General features: G+C 45.1%; 21 protein-coding genes and 2 pseudogenes. 12 read left to right on the top strand and 11 right to left on the bottom strand.

The window, feature by feature from the left end; genetic code table 11:
* Nucleotides 1-111 precede the first annotated feature (111 nt).
* A complete protein-coding gene (locus tag MiSe_RS01010) occupies nucleotides 112-324 on the top strand; it encodes a formylglycine-generating enzyme family protein (RefSeq protein WP_307731102.1) in 213 nt (70 codons plus the stop codon).
* Between the two features lie 307 nt (nucleotides 325-631).
* Nucleotides 632-1,339 (top strand): tRNA (adenosine(37)-N6)-threonylcarbamoyltransferase complex dimerization subunit type 1 TsaB, encoded by a 708-nt coding sequence (tsaB, locus tag MiSe_RS01005; protein ID WP_226572913.1) that lies wholly within the window; start codon nucleotides 632-634, stop codon nucleotides 1,337-1,339.
* A gap of 170 nt (nucleotides 1,340-1,509) precedes the next feature.
* Here the strand turns inward: tsaB and lnt are convergent, their stop codons facing one another.
* A complete protein-coding gene (gene lnt / locus MiSe_RS01000) occupies nucleotides 1,510-3,126 on the bottom strand; it encodes an apolipoprotein N-acyltransferase (protein ID WP_226572911.1) in 1,617 nt (538 codons plus the stop codon).
* 287 nt (nucleotides 3,127-3,413) lie between these two features.
* Here lnt and MiSe_RS00995 point away from each other — a divergent pair, with 287 nt between their 5' ends.
* Nucleotides 3,414-5,276, top strand: a complete 1,863-nt coding sequence (locus MiSe_RS00995; protein WP_226572910.1) for a putative glycosyltransferase family protein — start codon at nucleotides 3,414-3,416, stop codon at nucleotides 5,274-5,276.
* A 50-nt stretch (nucleotides 5,277-5,326) separates the two neighbouring features.
* Here the strand turns inward: MiSe_RS00995 and gyrA are convergent, their stop codons facing one another.
* On the bottom strand, nucleotides 5,327-7,876 hold the full coding sequence (gyrA, locus tag MiSe_RS00990) for a DNA gyrase subunit A (protein ID WP_226572908.1): 2,550 nt from the start codon (nucleotides 7,874-7,876) through the stop codon (nucleotides 5,327-5,329).
* A 205-nt stretch (nucleotides 7,877-8,081) separates the two neighbouring features.
* Between gyrA and MiSe_RS00985 the strand changes: the two genes are divergently transcribed.
* The 3 genes from MiSe_RS00985 to MiSe_RS00975 all read left to right on the top strand — a co-directional run bounded on the left by MiSe_RS00985 (nucleotide 8,082) and on the right by MiSe_RS00975 (nucleotide 9,807).
* Nucleotides 8,082-9,005 carry a histone deacetylase family protein gene (locus tag MiSe_RS00985; RefSeq protein ID WP_226572906.1) on the top strand — a complete coding sequence of 308 codons (924 nt, stop codon included), beginning with the start codon at nucleotides 8,082-8,084 and terminating at the stop codon, nucleotides 9,003-9,005.
* A 51-nt stretch (nucleotides 9,006-9,056) separates the two neighbouring features.
* A complete protein-coding gene (locus MiSe_RS00980; protein ID WP_226572904.1) occupies nucleotides 9,057-9,494 on the top strand; it encodes a tellurite resistance TerB family protein in 438 nt (145 codons plus the stop codon).
* A gap of 139 nt (nucleotides 9,495-9,633) precedes the next feature.
* Nucleotides 9,634-9,807 carry a hypothetical protein gene (locus MiSe_RS00975; RefSeq protein ID WP_226572900.1) on the top strand — a complete coding sequence of 58 codons (174 nt, stop codon included), beginning with the start codon at nucleotides 9,634-9,636 and terminating at the stop codon, nucleotides 9,805-9,807.
* A gap of 29 nt (nucleotides 9,808-9,836) precedes the next feature.
* Here MiSe_RS00975 and MiSe_RS00970 read toward each other — a convergent pair whose 3' ends face one another.
* The 4 genes from MiSe_RS00970 to MiSe_RS00955 form a co-directional block, all read right to left on the bottom strand.
* Entirely contained in the window at nucleotides 9,837-10,049 is a 213-nt protein-coding gene (locus MiSe_RS00970) for a helix-turn-helix domain-containing protein (RefSeq protein WP_226572898.1), read from the bottom strand.
* 87 nt (nucleotides 10,050-10,136) lie between these two features.
* On the bottom strand, nucleotides 10,137-10,568 hold the full coding sequence (locus MiSe_RS51905; protein ID WP_307731099.1) for a hypothetical protein: 432 nt from the start codon (nucleotides 10,566-10,568) through the stop codon (nucleotides 10,137-10,139).
* Nucleotides 10,569-10,874 carry a hypothetical protein gene (locus MiSe_RS00960; protein WP_226572894.1) on the bottom strand — a complete coding sequence of 102 codons (306 nt, stop codon included), beginning with the start codon at nucleotides 10,872-10,874 and terminating at the stop codon, nucleotides 10,569-10,571.
* 164 nt (nucleotides 10,875-11,038) lie between these two features.
* Nucleotides 11,039-11,239 (bottom strand): hypothetical protein, encoded by a 201-nt coding sequence (locus MiSe_RS00955; protein WP_226572892.1) that lies wholly within the window; start codon nucleotides 11,237-11,239, stop codon nucleotides 11,039-11,041.
* Between the two features lie 40 nt (nucleotides 11,240-11,279).
* Here MiSe_RS00955 and MiSe_RS00950 point away from each other — a divergent pair, with 40 nt between their 5' ends.
* The 4 genes and pseudogenes from MiSe_RS00950 (at nucleotide 11,280) to MiSe_RS53585 (ending at nucleotide 15,138) form a co-directional block, all read left to right on the top strand.
* Complete coding sequence (locus MiSe_RS00950; RefSeq protein WP_226572891.1) at nucleotides 11,280-11,468, top strand: helix-turn-helix domain-containing protein; 189 nt, start codon at nucleotides 11,280-11,282, stop codon at nucleotides 11,466-11,468.
* Nucleotides 11,469-11,475: 7 nt separating this feature from the next.
* Entirely contained in the window at nucleotides 11,476-12,264 is a 789-nt protein-coding gene (locus tag MiSe_RS52505) for an AAA family ATPase (protein WP_373872734.1), read from the top strand.
* An 18-nt stretch (nucleotides 12,265-12,282) separates the two neighbouring features.
* Complete coding sequence (locus tag MiSe_RS00940; protein ID WP_226572887.1) at nucleotides 12,283-12,522, top strand: hypothetical protein; 240 nt, start codon at nucleotides 12,283-12,285, stop codon at nucleotides 12,520-12,522.
* Nucleotides 12,523-13,025: 503 nt separating this feature from the next.
* Nucleotides 13,026-15,138 (top strand): annotated as a pseudogene (locus MiSe_RS53585) (AAA family ATPase).
* A 267-nt stretch (nucleotides 15,139-15,405) separates the two neighbouring features.
* On the opposite strand, the gene MiSe_RS51885 reads toward MiSe_RS53585, so the two are convergent.
* The 4 genes and pseudogenes from MiSe_RS51885 to MiSe_RS00915 all read right to left on the bottom strand — a co-directional run bounded on the left by MiSe_RS51885 (nucleotide 15,406) and on the right by MiSe_RS00915 (nucleotide 19,860).
* Entirely contained in the window at nucleotides 15,406-16,695 is a 1,290-nt protein-coding gene (locus tag MiSe_RS51885) for a PQQ-dependent sugar dehydrogenase (protein ID WP_444980446.1), read from the bottom strand.
* Between the two features lie 219 nt (nucleotides 16,696-16,914).
* A pseudogene (locus tag MiSe_RS53580) lies at nucleotides 16,915-17,379 on the bottom strand (calcium-binding protein); the annotation flags it as partial.
* An 86-nt stretch (nucleotides 17,380-17,465) separates the two neighbouring features.
* Entirely contained in the window at nucleotides 17,466-18,563 is a 1,098-nt protein-coding gene (locus tag MiSe_RS00920) for a PspA/IM30 family protein (protein ID WP_226572885.1), read from the bottom strand.
* A gap of 457 nt (nucleotides 18,564-19,020) precedes the next feature.
* Complete coding sequence (locus MiSe_RS00915; protein WP_226572883.1) at nucleotides 19,021-19,860, bottom strand: dual specificity protein phosphatase family protein; 840 nt, start codon at nucleotides 19,858-19,860, stop codon at nucleotides 19,021-19,023.
* Between the two features lie 99 nt (nucleotides 19,861-19,959).
* Here MiSe_RS00915 and MiSe_RS00910 point away from each other — a divergent pair, with 99 nt between their 5' ends.
* Both MiSe_RS00910 and MiSe_RS00905 read left to right on the top strand, forming a co-directional pair.
* Nucleotides 19,960-20,532: an HD domain-containing protein gene (locus tag MiSe_RS00910; RefSeq protein WP_444980445.1), complete on the top strand. Its 573-nt coding sequence runs from the start codon at nucleotides 19,960-19,962 to the stop codon at nucleotides 20,530-20,532.
* Between the two features lie 49 nt (nucleotides 20,533-20,581).
* Nucleotides 20,582-20,866 carry a TOBE domain-containing protein gene (locus MiSe_RS00905; protein ID WP_226572879.1) on the top strand — a complete coding sequence of 95 codons (285 nt, stop codon included), beginning with the start codon at nucleotides 20,582-20,584 and terminating at the stop codon, nucleotides 20,864-20,866.
* Between the two features lie 26 nt (nucleotides 20,867-20,892).
* Here the strand turns inward: MiSe_RS00905 and MiSe_RS00900 are convergent, their stop codons facing one another.
* Nucleotides 20,893-22,047 (bottom strand): retropepsin-like aspartic protease, encoded by a 1,155-nt coding sequence (locus MiSe_RS00900; RefSeq protein WP_226572877.1) that lies wholly within the window; start codon nucleotides 22,045-22,047, stop codon nucleotides 20,893-20,895.
* Nucleotides 22,048-22,172 lie beyond the last annotated feature (125 nt).

The raw sequence follows: 22,172 nt of genomic DNA, 5'->3' as shown, positions 1-22,172 counted from the left end.
GATAACCTGTTTTGAATCGCACCCATGACAAGGGTGGAATTATTGAGGAGCCGGATGAGGTGAAAGTCTCACGTCCGGTTTTGAAGGAGAGGTAAGAGTGGTAACGCTCCTATCGACTCTAACTGGTGTAGCGATCGCTGGCACAATAACTATAACGGCGCACCCTGTGACGGAAGTTCCTGGGAAACTGGTGGATCTGAAAACCGAGTGCGGCGTGGAGGTTCGTGGTACGTCGATGCGGTCTTTTGCCGCAGTGCCAGCCGCAACTGGGACGCGCTGGGCCTTAGGGTCAGGAATTGCGGTTTTCGCGTTGCGGTTGCTTAGTTTCCGGGGACTTGGTCTTCGGCTTCTTAGTTTCCGCCATTTCGGTTTCTGGGTTTCTGGTTTCTTTTGCGAGGACTCTTCTTCTCTACCCTTTTGCCCTTTTGCCCTTTACTCTTTTTTCTTTTCTCTTTTCTTTCTTCCGCCTTCGGCGGAGCGAATTTTTTTTCATAAATCACTCTCAAGGTGCTAATATTTGCTAATCCAGAAATCCGGTTTTTTCGTGTTAATAAGGGCGAGTTGAACCCTTTTTAGTAGGCGTTGACATTGCCTACTACCAGCCCAAAGTTAAATTTTGACTAGCGCGCTCATGACTAAATACAGCCTTGCACTTCATACAACCAGTTCCGAATTAGGTCTAGCCATCAGCAATTTTGCCGGTGATTCCCGCTGTTTAGTCAAAGATTTAGGTCGGGAACTCTCCACCCATTTGCATCAATATTTAGCCGAATTTATCCGACCCCAAACATGGGCAGATTTGGCATTTATCGCCGTAGCAAAAGGCCCCGGAAGCTTCACGGGTACGCGCATCGGCGTTGTAACGGCTCGCACTCTCGCGCAACAGTTGGAAATTCCTTTATTTGCTATTTCTACTTTGGCGGCTGTAGCTTGGCTGAGATCTTCCACCAGTCGTCAACTGAGGCAGAGCCTCTCTGATCTCGTTCCCAGGCTGGAGCCTGGGAACGAGAGTAGGGAGGCTATGCCTCCCCAGGTTCAAGAAGATATTGCAGTACAGTTGAACGCCCATCGCGGTGAAATATTTACAGCAATTTATCAATTTGCCTCAGATAATTCTGGTTTAATTCAGCTATTGCCAGACAAGGTAATGAAGCCAGATGTTTGGCAAAAAACTTTGGAAACTTGGCCTAATTCTTATCAATTGATTAAAGCTGAAAACAACCAGGGTGCATCTGTGTTAGAATTATTAGAATTAGCTTATTTGGATTGGCAAAAAGGGTTGCGTCCTCATTGGTCAGAAGCGATACCTTTTTACGGTCAGCACCCTGTTGAAATGTAGGTAATTGGTAATTATGGGAGTAGCCGACACCCTAAAGGGTGTCGCTACACGAGACTTTGCATGCTCTAGCAGGCTTTAAAAGCTTTAGCCCGCTCTGGCGGGCTTAGTTTTTGTAGCCGCACCCTTCAGGGTGTCGGCGTAGATTTGCATTATTGACATGCTGCCGGTAATTATTTTTTCCATTTCCTATTACCTATTACCCAGGAAATACTTACAGCAACTAATCCTAATAAAACCAACGTTAACCAATCTCCCCAACGCAGGTATAAAGTTTGGGTTTGACGGCGATAAATTGTGTCTGCGCGAACTTCATAAGTGTTGTGTCCGGATATCCATAAAGTTCTGCCATGCGGGTCTACAATCCCAGAATATCCTGTATTTGTTGCCCTCGCCGCCCATCGATTTGTTTCAATTGCCCGCATGGTATCCTGTGCGTGATGTTGGAATTGCATCGCGGCGCTATATGGGTCGTTATTAGATGCAGTGATGATAAATTCTCCCCCCGCTGCTGCTTGGCGTTGGAAATGTCTGGAAAATGCAGAGTCAAAACAAATGCCAACAATTGCGCGACCAAATGGGGTATCAAATAATTGGGTTGGTTCTCCTGCTATTTGGCTAGTACCAATGGCTGAAATGCTGTTGATGAATCCTCCTAAAAGTTGCTCGAATGGGATGTATTCGCCAAATGGTACTAGGTTTACTTTGTCGTAGCGGCTAAAGATTTCTCCTGTTCCGGTGACGGTAAATAAGCTGTTTGTGTAACTGCTTTCTCTGGGGCGATGTGCGCCTATCCATGCAACTATACCTTTATCTAAAATTGCTTGGTAAAGGGGGTTTTTTGTGGCAGGTGGATCTGTCCAAATCGATGATAATGCTCCTTCTGGGGTTAAAATTGCTTCTACTCCTTGTTTGGCTAAGGTTATATAACCGTTGGTGTAACCTGTTAAAGAGCTACGACGACCTTCTGGGGTGAATTTGATTCTGTTGGGAACGTTTCCTTGAATAATTCCTATTTTTATTGCGGTACTAGGTTGGTCGTTTAAGGGTTGGTTGTATAGGCTAAATCCGATTAGGTGTAAACTAATTAATAGTCCGGCGCTAGTGGCTAAATAACCTTTATGAATGAACCGCAGAGACGCGAAGGACGCGAAGGAAGAGTTGGGAGGGTCTGTTTGTTTTGGGCGGTTGATCCAGGCTTGGGCTAGGAGGCCGTTTACTGCTACTATTGCCGCTGTAATTGTGTTTGGGCCTGAGATTTGTCCGAGGTGTAATATGGCTAGGTTGTGGGGGCTTTGGGTATACGATAATGATGTCCACCATAATGGTCCTGCACTCCAAATTGATTCGAGAACGCACCAGATGGTTGTTCCAATTAAAATGCGAATGGGGGGGTTTTGGATTAGGTTGAAAAGTGCTTTGGTTGTTATTGCCCAGGTTACTACCAATGTTGCTCCCCAGATGGTGAATAATGTTAGGGCGAGTAGTGCGATCGCTACACTCACAACCCAAGGTATTCCCATCCAGGTTAATGGGTGCAGTCCCAATACCCACGATAAGGCTAAGCCGTGATACCCTATTCCCCACGCTAAAGCATTCAAAATTAAAAATTTCATATTAAAATTAGAATATTTTGTTTGTGTCAAGTTTTCTCTTTTGGTTTCTGCTTTAATTATTTGCACCCACAGCGGTGCTAAAGCAATCCACGCTAAAGGCCATGCCCCTACAGGTGCAGGGGTGATTCCCATCAAAATACCGCCCAGTAGGGCAATCCACAAGCGCAATACCATTCGTTACTTGATTAATTTGATGCCTGTTCAACTCTATTTATTAAGTTTATTTAATATTTTTACCAAAATTAGCAAAACTATGGCAGCCGTTACAGACGAGTTTAGTAAGGCATATATTATAGCAGATAATTATCAAATTTCCAACCGTAATGATGTGGCGATCGCTTAAGGGAATTTTGGTATTCATTAGGGTGACGCGATCGTTAGTCGTGTTTTATACTGGTAAAATCCTGCTGGTTTGATGCATTTTAGGAACCAATTCAGCTCGTTTAAGGGAATGTAGCAATATGAGTATAAATCCTCGATTCAACTTGACTCACTATTTAGATGTTGCGATCGCAGCGATCGTTACTTTGGGAGTGGCGATCGCTGTTCTAAACTATAACGTAATATCAAATCACGATGGATTTTGGCATTTGATCTGGGGGTATTACTGGAATCAACAAATACTTGAGGGTTGGCTTTATCCAAAGTGGTTTGAAGAAGCTTTTGGCGGACTAGGAACGCCATCATTTGTGTTTTATCCACCCCTATTTAGATTGCTCTCTCTTCCTTTTGCTATTTTGCACCTATCACCAAGTCAACAAATCAAAGGTGGTATCATTCTTGTCTTAGTCTTAAATGCTATTGGAGTCATAAAATTATCGAGAGTATTATTTCATAAAAACTCTTTATATAGCTGTATCTCAATATTTTTAGGAATATTCAACCCTTATCTAATAATTGATATATTCAAACGCGGAGCTTTTCCTGAAAGCCTTGCCATAGCTCTAGTTCCTTGGCTAACTCTCGGCATTTATCAGGTGGTAATAAATTTCAATATCAAACATTTAATACTGCTAACCTTGGGGTTTGCGGCTCTATTTTTAGCCCATCTTCCTTCATCTGTGATTTTTGTATCATCTTTTTTGCTATCTGTTATCATTTTAATCGCTTTGGGTCAGATTAAATGGCAACAAGCTTTGATGTCTTTGTTGTCGCCACTGTTTTTAGCCATAGCTCTGGATGCTTTTTTTGTTTTGCCCGTTCTTGTTGATGCCGCTCTGATAAAAGGAGCGGGTAGAGAAAATATTACTGATAAATTTTTTCTAAATGGGATCTTAAATTTTCGTCTCAGTCTGGTGCAACTAGATTGGGAAAAGAGCCTTTCTAGAACATTTTTTCTGAATTTAGCAATTCTGATTATTGCTGTCTTATTTACAAGACATTGGCGATCAAAAAATCCCAAGCATATTTTGCTCAACCAGCAAATAATAATGGTGGCATTTGCTGTTTTTATGATGACAGATGTATCGCTATTCATGTATGAAAAAATATCGACTTTTAAGAAGATCCAGTTTCCCTGGCGTTTTTTGATGCTTACTTCTTCTCTGACACCATATATTTTTAGCTACACCCTCGAAGGTTTGAGAGAAAAGTTTTCACTAGCTAGGAAGCAATTTGCTCTAATTGTTATTTGCACCGCAGTTTTGTTCTTCACATACAAAAGTGCCAAACTTTATCTGATCGATTTTAAGCAGACCAATCTACAAGCAATCGAATATCTGGTCACCAATAGAGCAGCAATTCCGCCTGAAACCTTACAGAATATCAAAAATAGAAAAGTGGGAGATTACCACTACTTCGAGTTAGGTCGTAGAACATTTGTCTACCTTGACCGTGACTTGCAGTTTTTCCAAAGTGATGTGATGGATTATTTACCCATTACAGTACAAACGAAGAATTGGCTTTCTCCTCGAAAACACTCTCCGAGAATACCACCACAGCCCTATCAATTGGTTGAGTTTGTTGAGGGAGATGGAAAATTTTCGATTCAAGACTGGCATCAGGGTCAACGCCTGCTTAAGCTCAATGCTACCACAGCAGTAGTCCTGAACATCAGGACGTTTTACTATCCAGGTTGGGGAATTCAGATTACCCCTCCTCTGGTCACGCAGAGTCAAGAAACATTGCTCTTTGCTGCTACAGATGGGCGTATGCAGTTGAGATTATCACCAGGAACTTATGACATCAGGATTTGGTATAGAGGTACTGCTACAGAACGGACAGGTACGCTAATTAGTTGGGTTACATTGCTACTGCTACTCAGCGTTTATCTTAGAAAACAGGTTGATACTTTTAACCTGAACATTAGCGAAAAGAATATGTAGAGACACAAAACTTTGCATCTCTACATTCTGAGCAGATTTGCTCTGAACTTTTACTCGCTTTCTTCCTCGTCGCCGTTGGTGGGAGGAACTAGGGCGACTGCTGCGATCGCATCGTCTTCATCTAAGCGTTGCACTCGCACTCCCGTTGCCATCCGGGATTGCATGGAGATGGCATTCACGACTTGACGAATGATTATGCCCCGATTGGTGACGATCATCAATTCATCATCGTCGTTGACAACTCGCAAGGCGGCTAATTTATCATTTTGCTTGCGGAATTTAATCGCAACTAATCCCATTCCTGCCCGATTTTGTAACCGGAATTGCGTCACGGGTACTCGCTTACCAAATCCTCCCATTGTAATCACTAGCACGCACAAGCTATTATCTGTGTTGCTCAGTTCGGTTTCTTCTTCGCTAATTTCTGTTTCTTCTGTTTCTGGAGTTAAATTAGCTACTATTGAACTCGGCAGAATATCCATCCCAATCAGTTCGTCGCCTTCGCGCAGGGACATTGCTTTGACGCCTCTTGTTGCACGTCCCAGCGGGCGCAATTGTTCGTGTTCCGCTTTAAAATGTATTGCCATGCCCTGACGCGATCCGATGATGATGCTATCTTCTACTCTCGCACGACGTACCCACCGCAGTTGGTCGCCTTCTTCTAAGGAAATAGCTATTAATCCGTTGGCGCGAATGTTGCTAAATGCCGATAATTCGGTCTTTTTGATGTAACCGCGTTTGGTTAGCATGACCAAATATTCTTCGCTGGTAAATTCGCTCACCGCGACGATGGATGTGATTTTTTCTTCTCTGGGGATCGGCAGCATTTGCACGATCGGGGTTCCCCGACTGACTCGCGATCCGACTGGTATGTGATATGCTCTCAGGCAGTAAACAACGCCTTTTTCGCTAAATAACAATACGGTATCGTGGTCGCAACAAGTGAGGAAATGTTCTACTCCATCGTCTTCTTTCATTTTGGTTGCCGCTTTACCCCGCGTAGCGCGACTTTGCGCCTCGAAGGTGTTAACGGGCATCCGCTTGATGTACCCTTGTTCTGTTACTAAGATTAAGGCTTTTTCGTTGGCAATTAAGTCGGTATCGTCGATTTCTCCTTCGGCGTGTTCGATTTCGGTGCGGCGGGGGGTGGCAAATCTGGTTTTCAGTTCTTGCGCTTCGGTTTCGATGATTTCTAGGATGCGATCGCGCCGCGCTAATATATCTTGCAAATCCGCTATCTGCGCTTGCAATTGTTCGTGTTCTTGCCGAATTTTTTCTGCTTCTAATGCAGTTAAACGCCGCAGTTGCATTTGCAATATTGCATCTGCTTGCACTTCCGAAAGTCCATATCTATCCATCAATTCTTGCCGCGCCGTCGGCGTGTCGGCGGCGTTGCGAATTAGGTGGACTATTTCATCTAAGTTCACCAGGGCGATTAATAACCCTTGCAATAGATGATCCCGTTCTTCGGCTTTCCGCAGTTCGTACTGCGTTCTCTTTGTTACCGTCTCTATGCGAAAATCCAGGAAGACGCTCAGGAATTGTTTTAGCGACACTAGCTGGGGTTCGCCGTTCACCAACGCCAGCATGTTCGCGCCAAAGTTTGCTTGTATTGGTGTTTGTTTATACAGGTTATTTAGCACTACTTTGGGGTAGGCGTCGCGCTTGAGTTCGATGACGACGCGCATTCCGTCGCGATCGCTTTCATCCCGGATATCGGCGATGCCTTCGAGTTTCTTATCGTTCACCATTTCGGCGATTCTTTCAATCAGCGCTGCCTTGTTTGTCTGGTAAGGCAATTCGGTGATGATGATTGCTTCCCGATCTGGTCGCCCGCGGTGTTCGATTGTCTCAATTTGCGCTACGCCGCGCATTGTAATCGAACCGCGTCCCCCGGTGTATGCTTCTTTGATTGCCGAGGTTCCCAATATTTTTCCACCTGTAGGAAAATCTGGGCCGGGGATATAGCGCATTAGCTGGATATCGGTAATTTCTGGATTGTGGATCAGTGCCACCAAGCCGTCAATTAATTCTCCCAAATTATGGGGTGGGATGTTGGTTGCCATGCCCACGGCGATACCAGAGGAACCGTTGAGCAATAATTGGGGAACGCGGGCGGGTAAAACTATGGGTTCTTGCTGGGAAGCGTCGAAATTATCGGCAAAATCAACCGTTTCCGACTCAATATCCCGCAACAACGCCTCGCCTGTCAGGGCGCTGAGACGGCACTCGGTGTAGCGCATTGCGGCGGGGGGGTCGTTATCCACCGAACCGAAGTTACCGTGACCGTCAATTAGGGGCGATCGCATGGAAAAATCTTGTGCCATCCGCACCAAAGCATCGTACACCGCCGTATCCCCGTGGGGGTGATATTTCCCCAACACTTCCCCCACCACGCGGGCGCATTTCCTGTAAGGGCGGTCTGAAGTTAAACCTAATTCGTGCATCGCGTAAAGTATGCGCCGATGCACTGGTTTTAGACCATCCCTAGCATCTGGTAGTGCCCGTCCTACGATTACGCTCATCGCGTACTCTAAGTAAGACCGGGACATTTCATTCCCCAAATCTGTGGGGATAATCCGCTCCTGGGAAGTGGTCATACTGTGAAAAACTCCAAAATCGCGAGATTTAAGCCGCTAAAATTCAAGATGATGCTAATTTTGCGACTTTGACTTTAAAGAAATTGCAAATATCATTAAAATTCTATCACATTTGGGCATTGGTAATGGCATTCCCAGCCAGAGCCTTGGGAACGAGAGTAATGGGTAATCGCTACAATGAGCAATTAGCAATTAGCCATTAGCTATGGTGCCAGTTATTTACTCGGATGAATTTCTGTATCACGATACCGGTCGTTTTCACCCAGAACGACCGGAACGTCTGACGGCGATTGTAGAGGCATTAAAAACCGTGCCTTGGGCGGAAAAATTATCCTGGGAGTTACCGACGCCAGTAGAGACGCGATCGCCTCTACCCCTGGTGCAAAAAATTCACTCGCCCAACTACGTCGAACTGGTGGAAGCGATCGCTACCTCTGGCGGCGGATACTTGGATGGGGATACGCCGATTTCTGCCCGCAGTTACGCGATCGCTTTGTTGGCGGTGAGTGCTTGGTTGGATGGAATCGATCGCGTTGTCGCTACTGGTAACCCCGCGTTTGTGCTGGCGCGCCCGCCCGGACACCATGCTGAAAGTGTCCGAGGGATGGGATTTTGTTTGTTTTCTAATGCAGCGATCGCCGCTTACTACGCCCTAGAACAACCAGGCATCTCCCGCGTTGCCATCTTAGACTGGGACGTGCATCACGGCAACGGCACTCAAGATATCGTGGAAAATCATCCCCAAATTGCCTACTGTTCCCTGCACCAATCTCCTTGCTATCCGGGTACCGGCGGCGCCCAGGAACGAGGGGCGCACGATAACGTGTTAAATATTCCCATCAAACCGGGCAGCGCAGTTGCAGAGTATCAACAGGCATTTGAATCGCAAATAATGCCGTTTTTAGCCAAATTTCGCCCCGATTTGTTAATTGTCAGCGCCGGGTACGACGCCAATGCTGCCGATCCCCTAGCAAGTATCAATCTGCAACCCGAAGATTACGGGCTGTTTACAGATTATTGCTTGCAGTTAACTCGTCGTATACTGTTTGGCTTAGAAGGCGGCTACGATTTGCGCGCCCTCGCCCAGTCCGTCGTAGCCACCATCGAACGCTGTTTGAACGAGCAGTAATTTGTATCTTATTATACAGCAAATTAGACCGCTGTTGAGTAGAAAAGCATCATGGGAAACAGTGACGAAGTATTGCAGACTGAAACCGACAGCGAAAAAGTTCTCAGTCCAGAAGAAGCGGTGGCAGCGATTGTATTTGCTGCTACCTTTGCCAACGGTGAAGTCACAGATGAGGAAATAGAAGTCTTCAACGATATTCTGTCGAATCTAGAACTGTATGAGAATTATTCAGATGAAGAAATGCAAGCAATGGTGGATAAATTCACCGATATTTACGACACCGACGGCATCGAGGCTTTGTTTAATTTGGCAGTAGAATCGATTTCAGAAGATTGGGTAGAAACGGCTTTTGAAGCAGCAGTTGAAGTTGTTTTAGTCGATGGGAGTATTCCTGAAGCGGAGGAAGATTTTATATCGAATCTTCAGCAAGCTTTGGGAATTGATAATACAGTAGCGCAGGAAATTCTCGCCGATTTGATGGTTGTTTAATGTAGGGGCACGGCATCAATAGACTTTGTCCAAAACTCGAAGGTTTTCTCTTGCCGTGCCCCTACCAGCAATTTTAATCATTTATATCATTTTCCCTTCTTGATACCACAGATCCGATCCCCCCTAACCCCCCGATGCATTGGGGGGAACCGAAGAAGTTAAACTCCCACTTTTTGAGGGGGGAACCGAAGAAGTTAAACTCCCACTTTTTGAGGGGGGAACCGAAGAAGTTAAACTCCCACTTTTTGAGGGGGGAACCGAAGAAGTTAAACTCCCCCGAGAGGGGGATTTAGGGGCATCTGTGACAGATTGAAGGGAAAACGGTATTAGCTGTGCGATCGCTTACTCTTCCACTACTTCTATTAAATCTTCTATCATCACATCAAACGTGCGAGCCAGCTTTTGTAGCGCTGTCACATCAACAGTTGCTAATCCAGGAGAACGAGCATAGGTTCTGAGAGTGCTGTAGACAACACCTGAACGCTCAGAAACTTCTTTTAGTGTCCAACCTCTCTCTTCAGCGAACTCGCGAATCCGCAAACGCACTAAGCCCATATACTCATTGACATATGACTGATATTAGTCATTTAATATAAATGTCCTAAAAGTAATCGCCCTGCGGCCTCAGAAACTGAAGGGCGATTACCAGTTATCCACCAAACAATTGGAGGCATATTCAATGATACCAACACCGCAGTCATTCTCGACGGCTGCACCCGTTTTCCCTTGTTTTTCAACGACAGGGAGGGGTGCATGAGTTACAGAGAGCAATTGACGCCTTGGTGTATTATTCGCCATCTGCCCAATTTGCAACGGATAGTTGTATGTCGCTTCCGTCGCCGCAACGATGCAGAAGATCATCTGCGGATAATTCGGCAGATGTGTCCAAATGTCCCTTTCACTATTATCTTTGACCCCGCGAGCGATAGTGCCAAGGTAACTGCTAACAGTTGAATTCAATTTGTCACCCAATTGTAAAAGAAATTGCCCCGATAATGGGGCTTTTTTTGTTTGTGCGATCGCGGGAAGCATGAAGGCGACAATTTCGCCCACCGCCCGCGACTTGTCATCCAATTATTCCAGTGGGTTATTTAGTCTTTGCTTTTCTTCTACCTTTTGCAGCATCACGGGTACAAAAACCTGATTATATTCAGCCAAAGCCAGAATCAGAAAAGCAATCGATAAGATAATTGCCGCTGTACTACCTCCCACTTCCAATAATGCATTTGGATCTAACAGTGGAAGCTGGGCAGATGTTACAGCTTCGGTTGTACAAATAAATTGTTGTGGTTTTGCTGCCGCTATTTCGCAGCGAAGTAACCGATCTGCTGGCAATTGCTGGGCGGAAGCTTGGTAAATTTTCGCAGATTGGTTCATCACGATCTTAACTCCTCGTCTCGGTGTGTTTTGTTGATAGAACGATCGTGACTTGGGAGTTAGGTACTGTGGGTTGGCTTTTGTAGGAACCTTAAATGCTGAAATTTTTGTAGGTGAAAGTAGGATAATGTTGGTTTGTAGGGTAAAGTATTATACAAAGATAATTTCTAAGATTCAGACCTCGCCCTGGGTGCATCACCCGCCAGGGGTTTAAACCCCTGGCTAATAGCTAAAGTCCTCTGAAAGAGGACTATTAAAGCATTCCATCTCGTTCCATCTCGTTCCCAGGCTCTTGCCTGGGAACGATACCAACGAGGCTCTGCCTCGATTGGCGAACGAGGCTCTGCCTCGATTGGCGAGTGGTGCAAGATCTCAGTAAAATTTATTCTGCCAATTTCATGACCACCAATGAACTCAGAAGAAGCATTAAAATTCATTAATTCTCTTTTCGAGCAACAGACCAAGGAAATTTTAAATGAATTAGAAACAAAAATATTTCTGGGTTGTTGGTCAGGTCAGGATTATTCAGAAATTAGCGCTAAAAATTCTCATTCAGAGGTATACATCAGAGAAATAGGTGCAAAATTAAAATTTTAAATTCCCAATTGAATACCGCTATCAACAGCCATCAGCCCAAATCATACCTTCTCCCCCACCACTTGCAGCGGCGAACAATCCCGCCAATCCGCCGAATTACGAAAATCCACCGCTCAATCCCTTCATTCCTCTAAGGGGAATCGTAAAAGATCCGAAACAGTTCTGCGATCGCAAGCAAGAAATTGACCGAATATTTGAAATCCTCAACAGCGGGAGTAGCGTAGCCCTCATCGGCGAGGAAGGAATCGGCAAATCCTCCCTACTATGGGCAATTTGCCAACAGACGGAAACTCGCCTTTACCCACCGCGCCAGCCTGTTTTTCTCGACCTGAATTTAGTTGATGATGCGGATGACTTCTACAGCACTTTATGCCACGAGATCGGTATTGCCGAATCTCAAGGCAATAGGCTCAACCGCGCTTTGAAATACCATCGAATCCTGCTAGCTTTAGACAATGTGGGGAAACTGACCTGGAACGGATTTACGCGCCAAATCAGAGATCGTCTGCGCGGTTTAGCAGAAGGCAGCGATGCGCCGCTGAAATTAATTTTAGCTGCCAGCGAACCCCTCGACGAACTGTTTAAAGATAGTCAAAATGAAGGCAAGACATCTCCACTTGCGGGCATTTGTCTGGAGGAGGAGATAAAACCTTGGAACGAAACCACTATCCGCACTTTTATTACAGCTTGTTTGGCTAACACTTCCGTGTGTTTTAGTGATGAAGAAATCAACCAGCTAGTGCAGGAAAGCGGTGGTCATCCCCGACGACTGATGCAGTTGTGTTATAAATTATAGTTATTTGAAAGGTGGGCAATGAAATCGCATTTTGCAGCATCTTTATCTGTCGTTTCCACCCGCCAGGGATTAAAATGTTTGGCTAATAGCGACAACCGCGAGGGATTAAAATGTTTGGCTAATAGCGACAACCGCGAGGGATTAAAATCTTTGGCTAATAATGACAACCGCGAGGGATTAAAATCTTTGGCTAATAACGACAACCGCCAGGGATTAAAATCCCTGGCTAATAGCGAAAGTCCACGCTTTGTGGACTGAATACGAATTTTTAGTCCATTTCAATGGACTTAAGCTATTAGCCCGGAAATTTATTTCCGGGCGGGTTATGGGGTTGGGCTACTCGCCTGGGAAATTTATTTCCGGGCGGGTTATGGGGTTGGGCTACTCGCCTGGGAAATTTATTTCCGGGCGGGTTATGCGGTTGGGCTACTCGCCTGGGAAATTTATTTCCGGGCGGGTTATGGGGTTGGGCTACTCGCCTGGGAAATTTATTTCCGGGCGGGTTATGCGCCTGACTGAGATCGTTTGCAGCCAAAAATTACAGTGGTTTCCAAATGGGTGCAACGCCACATTGTACGGGCACGGCAGGCGAAAAACCTTGGCCTTAGCGACAAAAATTATTGCTGTTCCCTACCTCCAATTGATTCGACTGAAAATGGTTATAAGTGTATTTCAAAACCTTTGCAAACCGCTATAAGTTTGCGGGCGGGTTTATTTCCTCGCGGGATTTGCAGCTGAGTGAAAATGGAACATGATATCAAATGAGCCAACACCGCCCGGTTCCCCGCTTAGATTTAGCACCAAAACTGAAGCGACCCCTGTCATTATGGAACCCGCTAGATTACCTGCGATTGTTGTATTGGGTCTTTTTCTTTCCCCAAGCTTTGCGGTGGTATGTGGACAGATTTGGGGGTGGATATATACCTGAACGGGAAATGAATTGGGACAAGGGATGGGAATTACTGCGTCAAAATGCAGTCCAGCGTCAGTTGCTTTTTCAAGGGTTAGTGTTGACAGTATTTACACCTGTGGCTGTGGGTGTAATTCTTCAGGAAATACAGGTTCCGATTAATTGGTTTCGCGTGGCGTTGGGCGTGGCGTTGGGCGTGATGTGGGGCGTGATGTGGGGCGTAATGTCGGGCGTAATGTCGGGCGCTTTTGATTGGCAGTTAGTACGTTTTGCCTCTGCTTCTTTGAATGAAACGCTCAAATCAAAGTTTGTAAAAGGTTTCTTCTCCCCCCCTGTGTTCTTTTTCTTGCCTCGTCGCTGGAAAGAACAACTTCAAGCTCGTTTTAAAACAGATATTCGCTTAGATACTCCTGCCCGTGCTACTGCTGCTGGTTTCTGGTATCTGCATGAAAAAGAACCAGCGAAAGCAATGGAAGCTTTTGCAGTAGTGCGTTCTCTTCTATACGGTGAGGAAATGTTCATCCTCGCCCAAACTTTAGCAACCTTTCACGCTGCGAAAGAATTAGCGACTGTTGCTGCTATTCAATTGCCTGCTTTCCCAAAAGAACCCCTTCTCCGTCCAATTACCTGGAAAGCTATTACATCTTTATGTCGAGTTGTTGAAGATATCCAACTTGTTCAGCGCAGCGCGTCTCGTTCTACTCGTTCCTTCGCTCTCAACCGCGCCCAAGGCGAACTAAAAAGTATTTTAGATACAGCCAACTTTTTACCGCAAGCAGAACGAGAGTTAATAGAAGACATTGCTAAAACTTGGCAAAATGCGCTGTTGCAAGTAGCTGGTGAAGTTGGTGAAGTTTCTATCACCAAACCTGTTATTAATCCCTAGGTCATAGGCGACCCAGTTGTAGGCAATCTCTTTGTCGGGCGAGAAGACATAATCAGACAGCTAGAAGAACTCTGGATAATGAGTCATCAGCTGCAATCTGTAGTAATCTACGGACACCGACGCATGGGCAAAACTTCCATCCTGCTCAACATTACTAACCGTTTAGGTGCAGGAGTAAAAGTCGCTTATGTCAACTTACTGCTTTTAGGAGATACCCCCCAAGGCGTCGGTGAAGTGTTAATGGCAATTAGCGATGAAATTTCTGTTGCTGTAAATCTGCCACCCCCACCCGATGAGAATTTGCTAAACCTTCCCTACCGTACTTTTGAACGCTATTTAAAACAGGTCGAAACACAGCTAGAATGTCGGTTAATTATCGCCTTAGACGAATTCGAGAAAATCGCAGAACTAATCGAAACCGGAAAAATCTCTCCAGACTTTATGGGATTTCTCAGAGGACTGGTGCAAATGAGTACTAAAATCGCCTTTGCTTTCGCGGGTTTGCATACTTTAGAAGAAATGACAAGATTACTTTCAACCCTTTTTCGCCAGCGTTATCCCTATCCCCGTCGGTTGCCAAAATCCTGCAGCTACTCGTCAAATCTTAGCCAATCCAGATCCAGACTTTCTCCTCGATTACACCCCCGAATCATTAGATCTAATTTACGATTTAACTGCTGGACAACCCTATCTAGTTCAGTTAGTTGGTTTCCAATTAGTTCGCCGCTACAACGACCAAGTTTTTGAGCAAGGACGCCCCCGCAACCATGTTTTCACTGTCGAAGATGTGGCAGCTGTCGTCAATCACCCCGAATTCTTCCAGCGCGGACGCTACTACTTTGATGGCGTTTGGGGTCAGGCGGCGCGGGGTGCTGCTCTACAACAGACTATACTACGCGCGATCGCTCCCCATCCCCAAGGTCTAACTCTCGATGCGATCGCCGGTTCCCTTACCACAAATTGCCAAAATTTGCAAGCCACAATCAAAAATCTCCAGCGCCACGATGTGGTGCGAGAAACAGATGGGCGAATTCACATCATTGTAGAACTGTTTCGCCGCTGGGTAGAGCAAAGATGAAAATGCCAATCCCCATTCACTGACAAAACACCTCTCCCATAACTCTTGTGGGGTAGGCATCCTGCCTGCCATTGAGTTTATTGTATCGAGAGGTCTAATATCATTTTTCTGCCTTAATGCTACAGATCCCCCCTTATCTTCTTCCTCTTCTTCTTTGCGTCCTAATTCGCTACCCTTGAATCGCTCTTGCGCATCCGCGCCGCTGCGCGAACGCTAACGCGTCTTCGCGGTTTATTTAAAAAGAATTTGGTATCAAATCCGCCCCAATCAACCCCGATATTGAATCCGATAAATCCGGTTATTAGTATCATCGGTTAATAGCAGACTCCCATCAGATAAAGTTTGCAAACCTGTAGGTCTTGCCCAAGTAGTCGGGACAGATGGATTTACTAGAAAACCCGTCAGAAAATCTTGGTAATTACCTAACGGACGACCATCGGCACTAAAAGGTGCAAAGGCAATTTTATACCCCGTTCCTCGATCCCGATTCCAAGAACCTCGAAACGCAACAAACGCACCGTTACGATATTGTTGCGGGAAAGTTTGACCGTCATAAAATTGCAGTCCCAAAGGTGCTGAATGCGCTTGGAACAATACATCCGGCGTTTTGGTAGTTGCTGCTAAATCCGGACGTTCGCTTTGTCCGTTAACTGTGCGACGGGGATCGAGTTTATTGGGTGCAAGATAAGTATAAGGCCAACCATAAAAATCACCCGAACTTAAACCTGTGAGGAAGTCTGGAACCAAGTCATCGCCTAACCCATCCCGTTCGTTGACGACTGTATAAAGTTTCCCGCTAATCGGATTAAAATCGATTCCCGTGGGGTTTCTTAACCCCGAAGCAAAAGTTTGGCGATTCGACCCGTCCAGGTTCATCACAATTACAGAAGCGCGCGGTGCCGGTTCTGGATCGACATTAGATAAAGACCCAATTGAGACATATAATTTCTGTCCATCTGGAGAAACGGCGAGGTTGCGCGTCCAGTGTCCGCCGCTGGGTAGGTCGGCAATTTTTTCCCCCGTTCCTGTTATTTGTAATTGTCCGTTGCTGTAGGGAAACCGCACCACAGCATTCGTATTGCCAAGATAGAAATAGCCGCCTGCGAATGCCATGCCAAACGGTAAATTTAACCCATTTTCTGGAGCGGCGAAAGTAGTCCGAATATCGGCGACGCCATCCCCGTTGGTATCCCGCAGCAAGCGAATGCGATTTTCTGGCGTTTCGGTTACTAATACATCGCCAGTGGGGGTTGTTGCTAACCAGCGAGGTTTGTCTAATCCGGCGGCAAAAACGTTAACTTGAAAACCTGCTGGCACTTGCAAAACGGGGTTTTCTGGAATCGGAATTACTTGCGCGGGTTTGGCAACGCTGGGAGTTTGGAAAGGTGGGGGTAATGAATCAAGAGAAATATTAATTGGGGTGGAAGATAGGGTTTCGGTTCGCACAATGCTGCTATCTAGAGGGATGGCAGATAGCAGGTTGTTAACCGCATCGCCTTCGGTGGTGAGTAAGGTATCAACAGAGATGAAGCGATCGCTTCCTATTTGATTTGGCAATACTCCTTCAACCCAAGCCAAAATTGCACCCGATGCCCTAATTTTAATCAGCGTATCTCCCATACCGGGACCGAGAGAACCTGGTTCTAAAGCAATATCCGCTGCGGTTAATCCTCCAGTCAGTCCAATTCGATCCAACCCATTATTAAACTCGCGGATAATATCCGCACTAGCGGCATCATTTACAGCTGTATCGGTTCGCAATACTAGGGTATCTTCCCCAGCACCGCCGATTAAAGTATCCCTACCAAAGTCGCCGATTAAAATATCATTTCCCTCTAAACCTGTCAGCAAGTCATCGCCTTTCCCACCCCGCAACGAGTCGTTTCCTTTATCTCCAGAAAGGACATCGTTGCCTTGGTTACCAGAAAGGTAGTCGTCATCTTGACCGCCGAAAACAGTATCCGCACCATCGTCGCCAAATAAAAGATCCCTACCTTGGTTTCCGATTAAGATATCTTCGTTCTTACCGCCAAATAGCGCATCGTTTCCCGCTCCACCCATTAAGGTATCGTTACCTTGATTGCCGTAGATAATTTCAGGCGCAGCAGATCCGACGATGCGATCGCTTCCCTCCAACCCACGCAATCCCAATGGCAGTCCAGCCAGAAATCCTACCGTTAACTGAAAATTATCGGCGTTGGTAGTAAGGTCGTAAAAACCATCGGGACTTGCGCCATTCATGGCTATTTCCTCGCTCCAAGTTACCAATTATTTTACCATTTTGTGAACCATTGGTACACAAATTGCGCCAAACCCACGTGAACTACCTACAGCGAAGTATTGCTACCATTGTCGGCGCGAGCGATCGAATTTTGCAGCGAGGCAGATACCTTGAGCAACTCTTTCTCAGTTTTCACTTGAGAAATTGTAATTTCCAGGGCACTTAAGTTATATTTGAGTAGATCTACTTGAGCAGTTTGCAAATCCAAAATAATTTTTAGACAAGCAGCACTATCGGCATCGGCTTTTTGCCGGATAGACCATTCTTTTACTTGAGCTTCATCGCGATTTTGCGCGGATATCCGAGCGCGTCGTTGCCAGTTGTTGGCTAAAGATTGAGCTAAGTAAAATTGTTTTCGAGTATTATTTTCAGCAGTAGTAGCTTGAGTAGTGCAGGCACGGATATAAACTAAATCTGACTGCATTTGCGATATCAGCCACTCCAAACGTTGAATTTGTGCGTAATTCGGTAGGTCGAAATTTGTCAGGATTTCCAATTGTTGCCACCTCGCTTTCAATGCTGATTCAATTTGCTGAATACCTTTGGCATTTATTAGTGCCGCGAGTAATTTTTTTTTGATTTTCATTTGTGAAAGTTTGACTTCCAATTCAATGATGTTTTGTTTAAGCGTATCTAACAAAAGCAATTGCCAATCCAAACTAAATCTCAGCGAAGCCGCAATACTGGCGTTCGCTTTCTGCCGGTATAAAGCTTCTTTAGCTAAATTTTCATGGCCTTTTTGCAAGGCAATTTGAGCGCGCGTTTCCCAGTTATTAGCTATCGATTGAGCAAAGTTATACTGTTTTTCGGTATGCTTTTGAGCAGTAAAAGCCTTAGCCATTGCCTGACGCATCTGCACCAATTCTGACTGCATTTGAGCAAGACTCGATTCTAATTGTTGAATTTGCTCGTCAGTTGGTTGTTGGTAACCCGTCAGGGTTTCCAACTTTTGCAAACAAGCTGCAAACGCTGTTTCTAATTGATCGTAGGTGTAGAGATCTATCAATTCCGCCAGTAGGGGCGACTTTAACGAAATATCTAGTGCCTCGCCACACTGGTCGGTAACACCCGCCGCTACAGTTCCTGGCACGATTAAATCTGGCAAGGAGTTTTCTTCCATCGAATGTTGTAAATCGAGTTCCATATGATTTGGGATAATTTTAGTTTTTTATGTTGTGAAAAAAATATCCGGGTTGGTTTCGCACCCATTTTGGTCAGATCCCGCCTCTTGCTGCTGGGACAGTCTGTCGCGCAAAAGGTTAATATCCAGACTGGGGATGCGATCGCAGAGTCCAAACGACTGTTGGCAAAGTCTGGTAGGACCTTAGGCAAGCGTATCGCGCTGTTCCACCTGTTCTGCATGACAATAAGCGAGCGATAGTACCTTCTCAACGTTTTTCGCGCTAAATTCGCCACGCCAGGAAATATGGCAAAAAATTCTTAATACGACCCGCCTGAAGCATACCTATTTAACTCAAGTTGGTAGTTATCTCTCGAAGCGGGGCTAATGGCTAATGGCTAATGGCTAAGGTCAGTAAAAATCCTATATTAGCAATTAGCAATTAGCAATTAGCAACTTACGTTATTTAACAAACTTTATGCTATTTTTTCCCCCTGGGAAAGAGGCGATCCAAACTTTCTTGCAGATGTTTATGAGAGTAAATGTCTGCCTTTTTGCTCCAAATGTAATCTAGAGTTTGTTGGTAACTCCAATCAGGATGCTTGTAGAAACAATAGGCAATGCTCGCAGAGCCACTCCTGCCAATACCTGCTCTACAATTGATTAACACCTTCTTTTTTCCATGCTTAACTTGTTCATCTATCCAGTTAACAGCTTCTAATAATACTTCATCACCGATAGGATGTTGCGATCCATCTAAAACTCCCAGTTTTTTAGATACAATTTTACAATCAGATGGAAAAGTTAAATTAAATTCCGTAGCCAAGTTGAGGACAGCATCTATTCCAAGTTGCTGAGCTTGGGAAGCGGCTATAAAGTTTCCCACATAAACCTGCGGTAAAAACTCAACGTAACTTGGGCCTTGCGTCAATTTCATCAAGGGAGATGGAGGTTCAACTTTAAGATATCCATTCTGTTTAAACTCTCCTACCCATTGCCAACGATCGTCATCCTCAAGCCCGATTCTATAAGTAAATTGATAAAAACCTTCACTCGTAGGCATGAAACCACCTTGAAAGATGAACGTATATTCTGCTTCTCTGGATGAGTAGTCAAAGTCTATGCTATGCCAATTTCCTTCGCTGTTTAGCTTGGTTAAAGCATTTGTCCAGATTTGTACTCTCAATTTTTGGGTTGGATATTTGCTAGCTAATTTAATAGTAGCCCCAAAATTTTCCAACATATAGATAGTAATATCAGAATTGAGCGAAGGATTAACATCTTTGATGTGGACAAAGGGAAATTCACTATCGCCAGACATCTTTTTGAATCTACATATGAGGGATTAGGGATTTTTATATTATACTATCTGAGCGAAGGCAAAACTAAAAAACACTACAATTACCAAATATAAAAAATGATTCTTTCAGAACGGTTTACAGAAGCTCTAACTTATGCAACTAAGCTACACGCAAACCAAGTCCGCAAGGGTAGCGGGGTTCCCTACGTTGCACATTTGTTAGGGGTTGCCAGCATTGCCTTGGAATATGGGGCAAATGAAGAAGAAGCAATCGCTGCCCTGCTCCACGACGCAGTAGAAGATCAAGGCGGAGACCCCACGCGAGAAGAAATTCGCCGTCGCTTCGGCGATACCGTCACCGCAATTGTAGATGGTTGCACCGACGCCGATACTACGCCCAAACCTCCCTGGCGACAACGCAAAGAAGCATACATCGCCGACATCCCCACCGCTTCCCCCTCGGTGCTGTTAGTCTCCGCAGCGGATAAATTGCATAATGCGCGCTCAATTTTAAGAGACTATAAAATATTGGGCGAATCGGTTTGGGAACGCTTCAAAGGTGGAAAAGATGGCACGCTGTGGTATTATCGCGCCCTAGTTGAGGCATTTCGCGGAGCAAGTTCAATGCCGATTATTGACGAGTTAGAGCAAGTGGTTTCAGAATTAGAAAATCTGGTAATGGGTAATGGGTAATCGCCAAAAATCACCAATTAGCAATTAGCAATTAGCAAAAGGTTTTGATTTGGGTATTCGTCCGGAAGATATAAGAGTAATTGAACCGCGAAGACGCGAAGAGCGCGAAGAAGAAGAGGAGGGAGAGTTAGAAGCTTCTGTTAAGGTTTTGGAACCTTTGGGAAGGGAGGTTTTGCTTCGCGTTGGGTTAGATGGGGTGGATGTACAGATGAATGTTCAGGTGGGGGGAAGTTGGAGGGGGAAGGTGGGCGATCGCATTTCGATCCAATTCGATCTCGATCGGTTGTTTGTGTTCGATCCTGTTACAGGGGATACGCTTTATCCGTTGAAATAAATTTCAAGTTTAGAAAACCGATTTCTCTATTGCCGCGTTAATACTAAACTCCCTGTTTCGGCATATCCCAGGGGATTCCGTTTACCAAATCGCCAATGTTGCTGATACTTATTCAGGAAGTTTTGACCGATAATGCCGTCGATTCCCAGTAAGTTAAAAAGATTATTGTTTTCCAGGATTACGGTATCGATTTGAGTTGATTCGTATTGTTGTAAGCTGACTTTTTCTAATTTTATTTTCTTTCCTTTTTCGTTGCCGCAAAATCCTACTATGTCGATTTCTTCTGCTTTAGTTGCGTCAATTCCCAATTGTTGAACTAATCTTTTTGAGACTACAACTGTAGATGCGCCCGTATCTAAAAGGAATGAAAATGGCCCCCTTCCGTTCACCCTAACTTGAGCGATGATACTGCCTAATTTTCCGACTAAGGGAATTGCATTTTGTACTGGAGGCGAAGCGGGTAAAAGTTTGAGTTCCTGCTTTTTAGGATTTATTATTATATCATAATTGCTTAAAAAATCAAGCCCTAAAACTCCAGATAAATTGCCTGGAATAGAGGTTTGGGGCAGTCCCATGCCAAGAATTCCTTCAACCTCCGCGCCTGCTACTGTGAGAACGGGTAAAGGATGTAAGTTAACTTGTACGTTGGAGCAGTTATTTCCCACTACGGTATATTTGAACAGTTCGGTGGGAACGGGGGTACTTTCTAGTTCTAATTGTTTGGCGATTTGACTATCGATAATTGAACCAGAAGCGCCTGTATCTAATAAAAAGGTTTTGGTTTGTCTGCCAATTTGGACGGGAAGGGTAAAAAGTTGGCTATCTGGTAGCAATTTTAGTGGAATGTTTGCTTGACCTTTAGCGACGGGTTGAGGGAAACTAACGCCGCTGAATTGGACAAAGGCGGTGAGGCGATCGCTGGCATCATCTCGGACGGTACCATTGGGATTGAGCAGCACCAAGTCAAACATACACTGGGTGGAAGCTGCTTGCAAAGCCACCTCGTTGAGTTCGTTGGGATTGGTAATTTTACCTTTGACGCATTCGACTACTTGTTGAAACAGTTGTTGACCGAGGTTTTCTGGTGCGGTTGAATTTCTGTTCTGGGTTGCAGGTGTTTGAGAGAGGATTGCAGGTATGCTAACCGCAGGTTGAAATAAACTAGACCCAACAAGGGTCAAAACAATACCTGCAATAAAAATTGCAGCAAAAAGCAGAGGTTTGAAGCGGCGTTTACAGCAGATTGCAAGCGAGTGAGGGAAAGCCAAAAGGCTTAGTTTGTGTAGCGGCAGCATTAATGCTGCCG

Source organism: Microseira wollei NIES-4236 (assembly GCF_020521235.1).
Classification (GTDB): Bacteria; Cyanobacteriota; Cyanobacteriia; order Cyanobacteriales; family Aerosakkonemataceae; genus Microseira; species Microseira wollei.
Note: the sequence above shows the minus strand (reverse complement) of the source record. Positions and strands in the feature narration are given on the sequence as shown.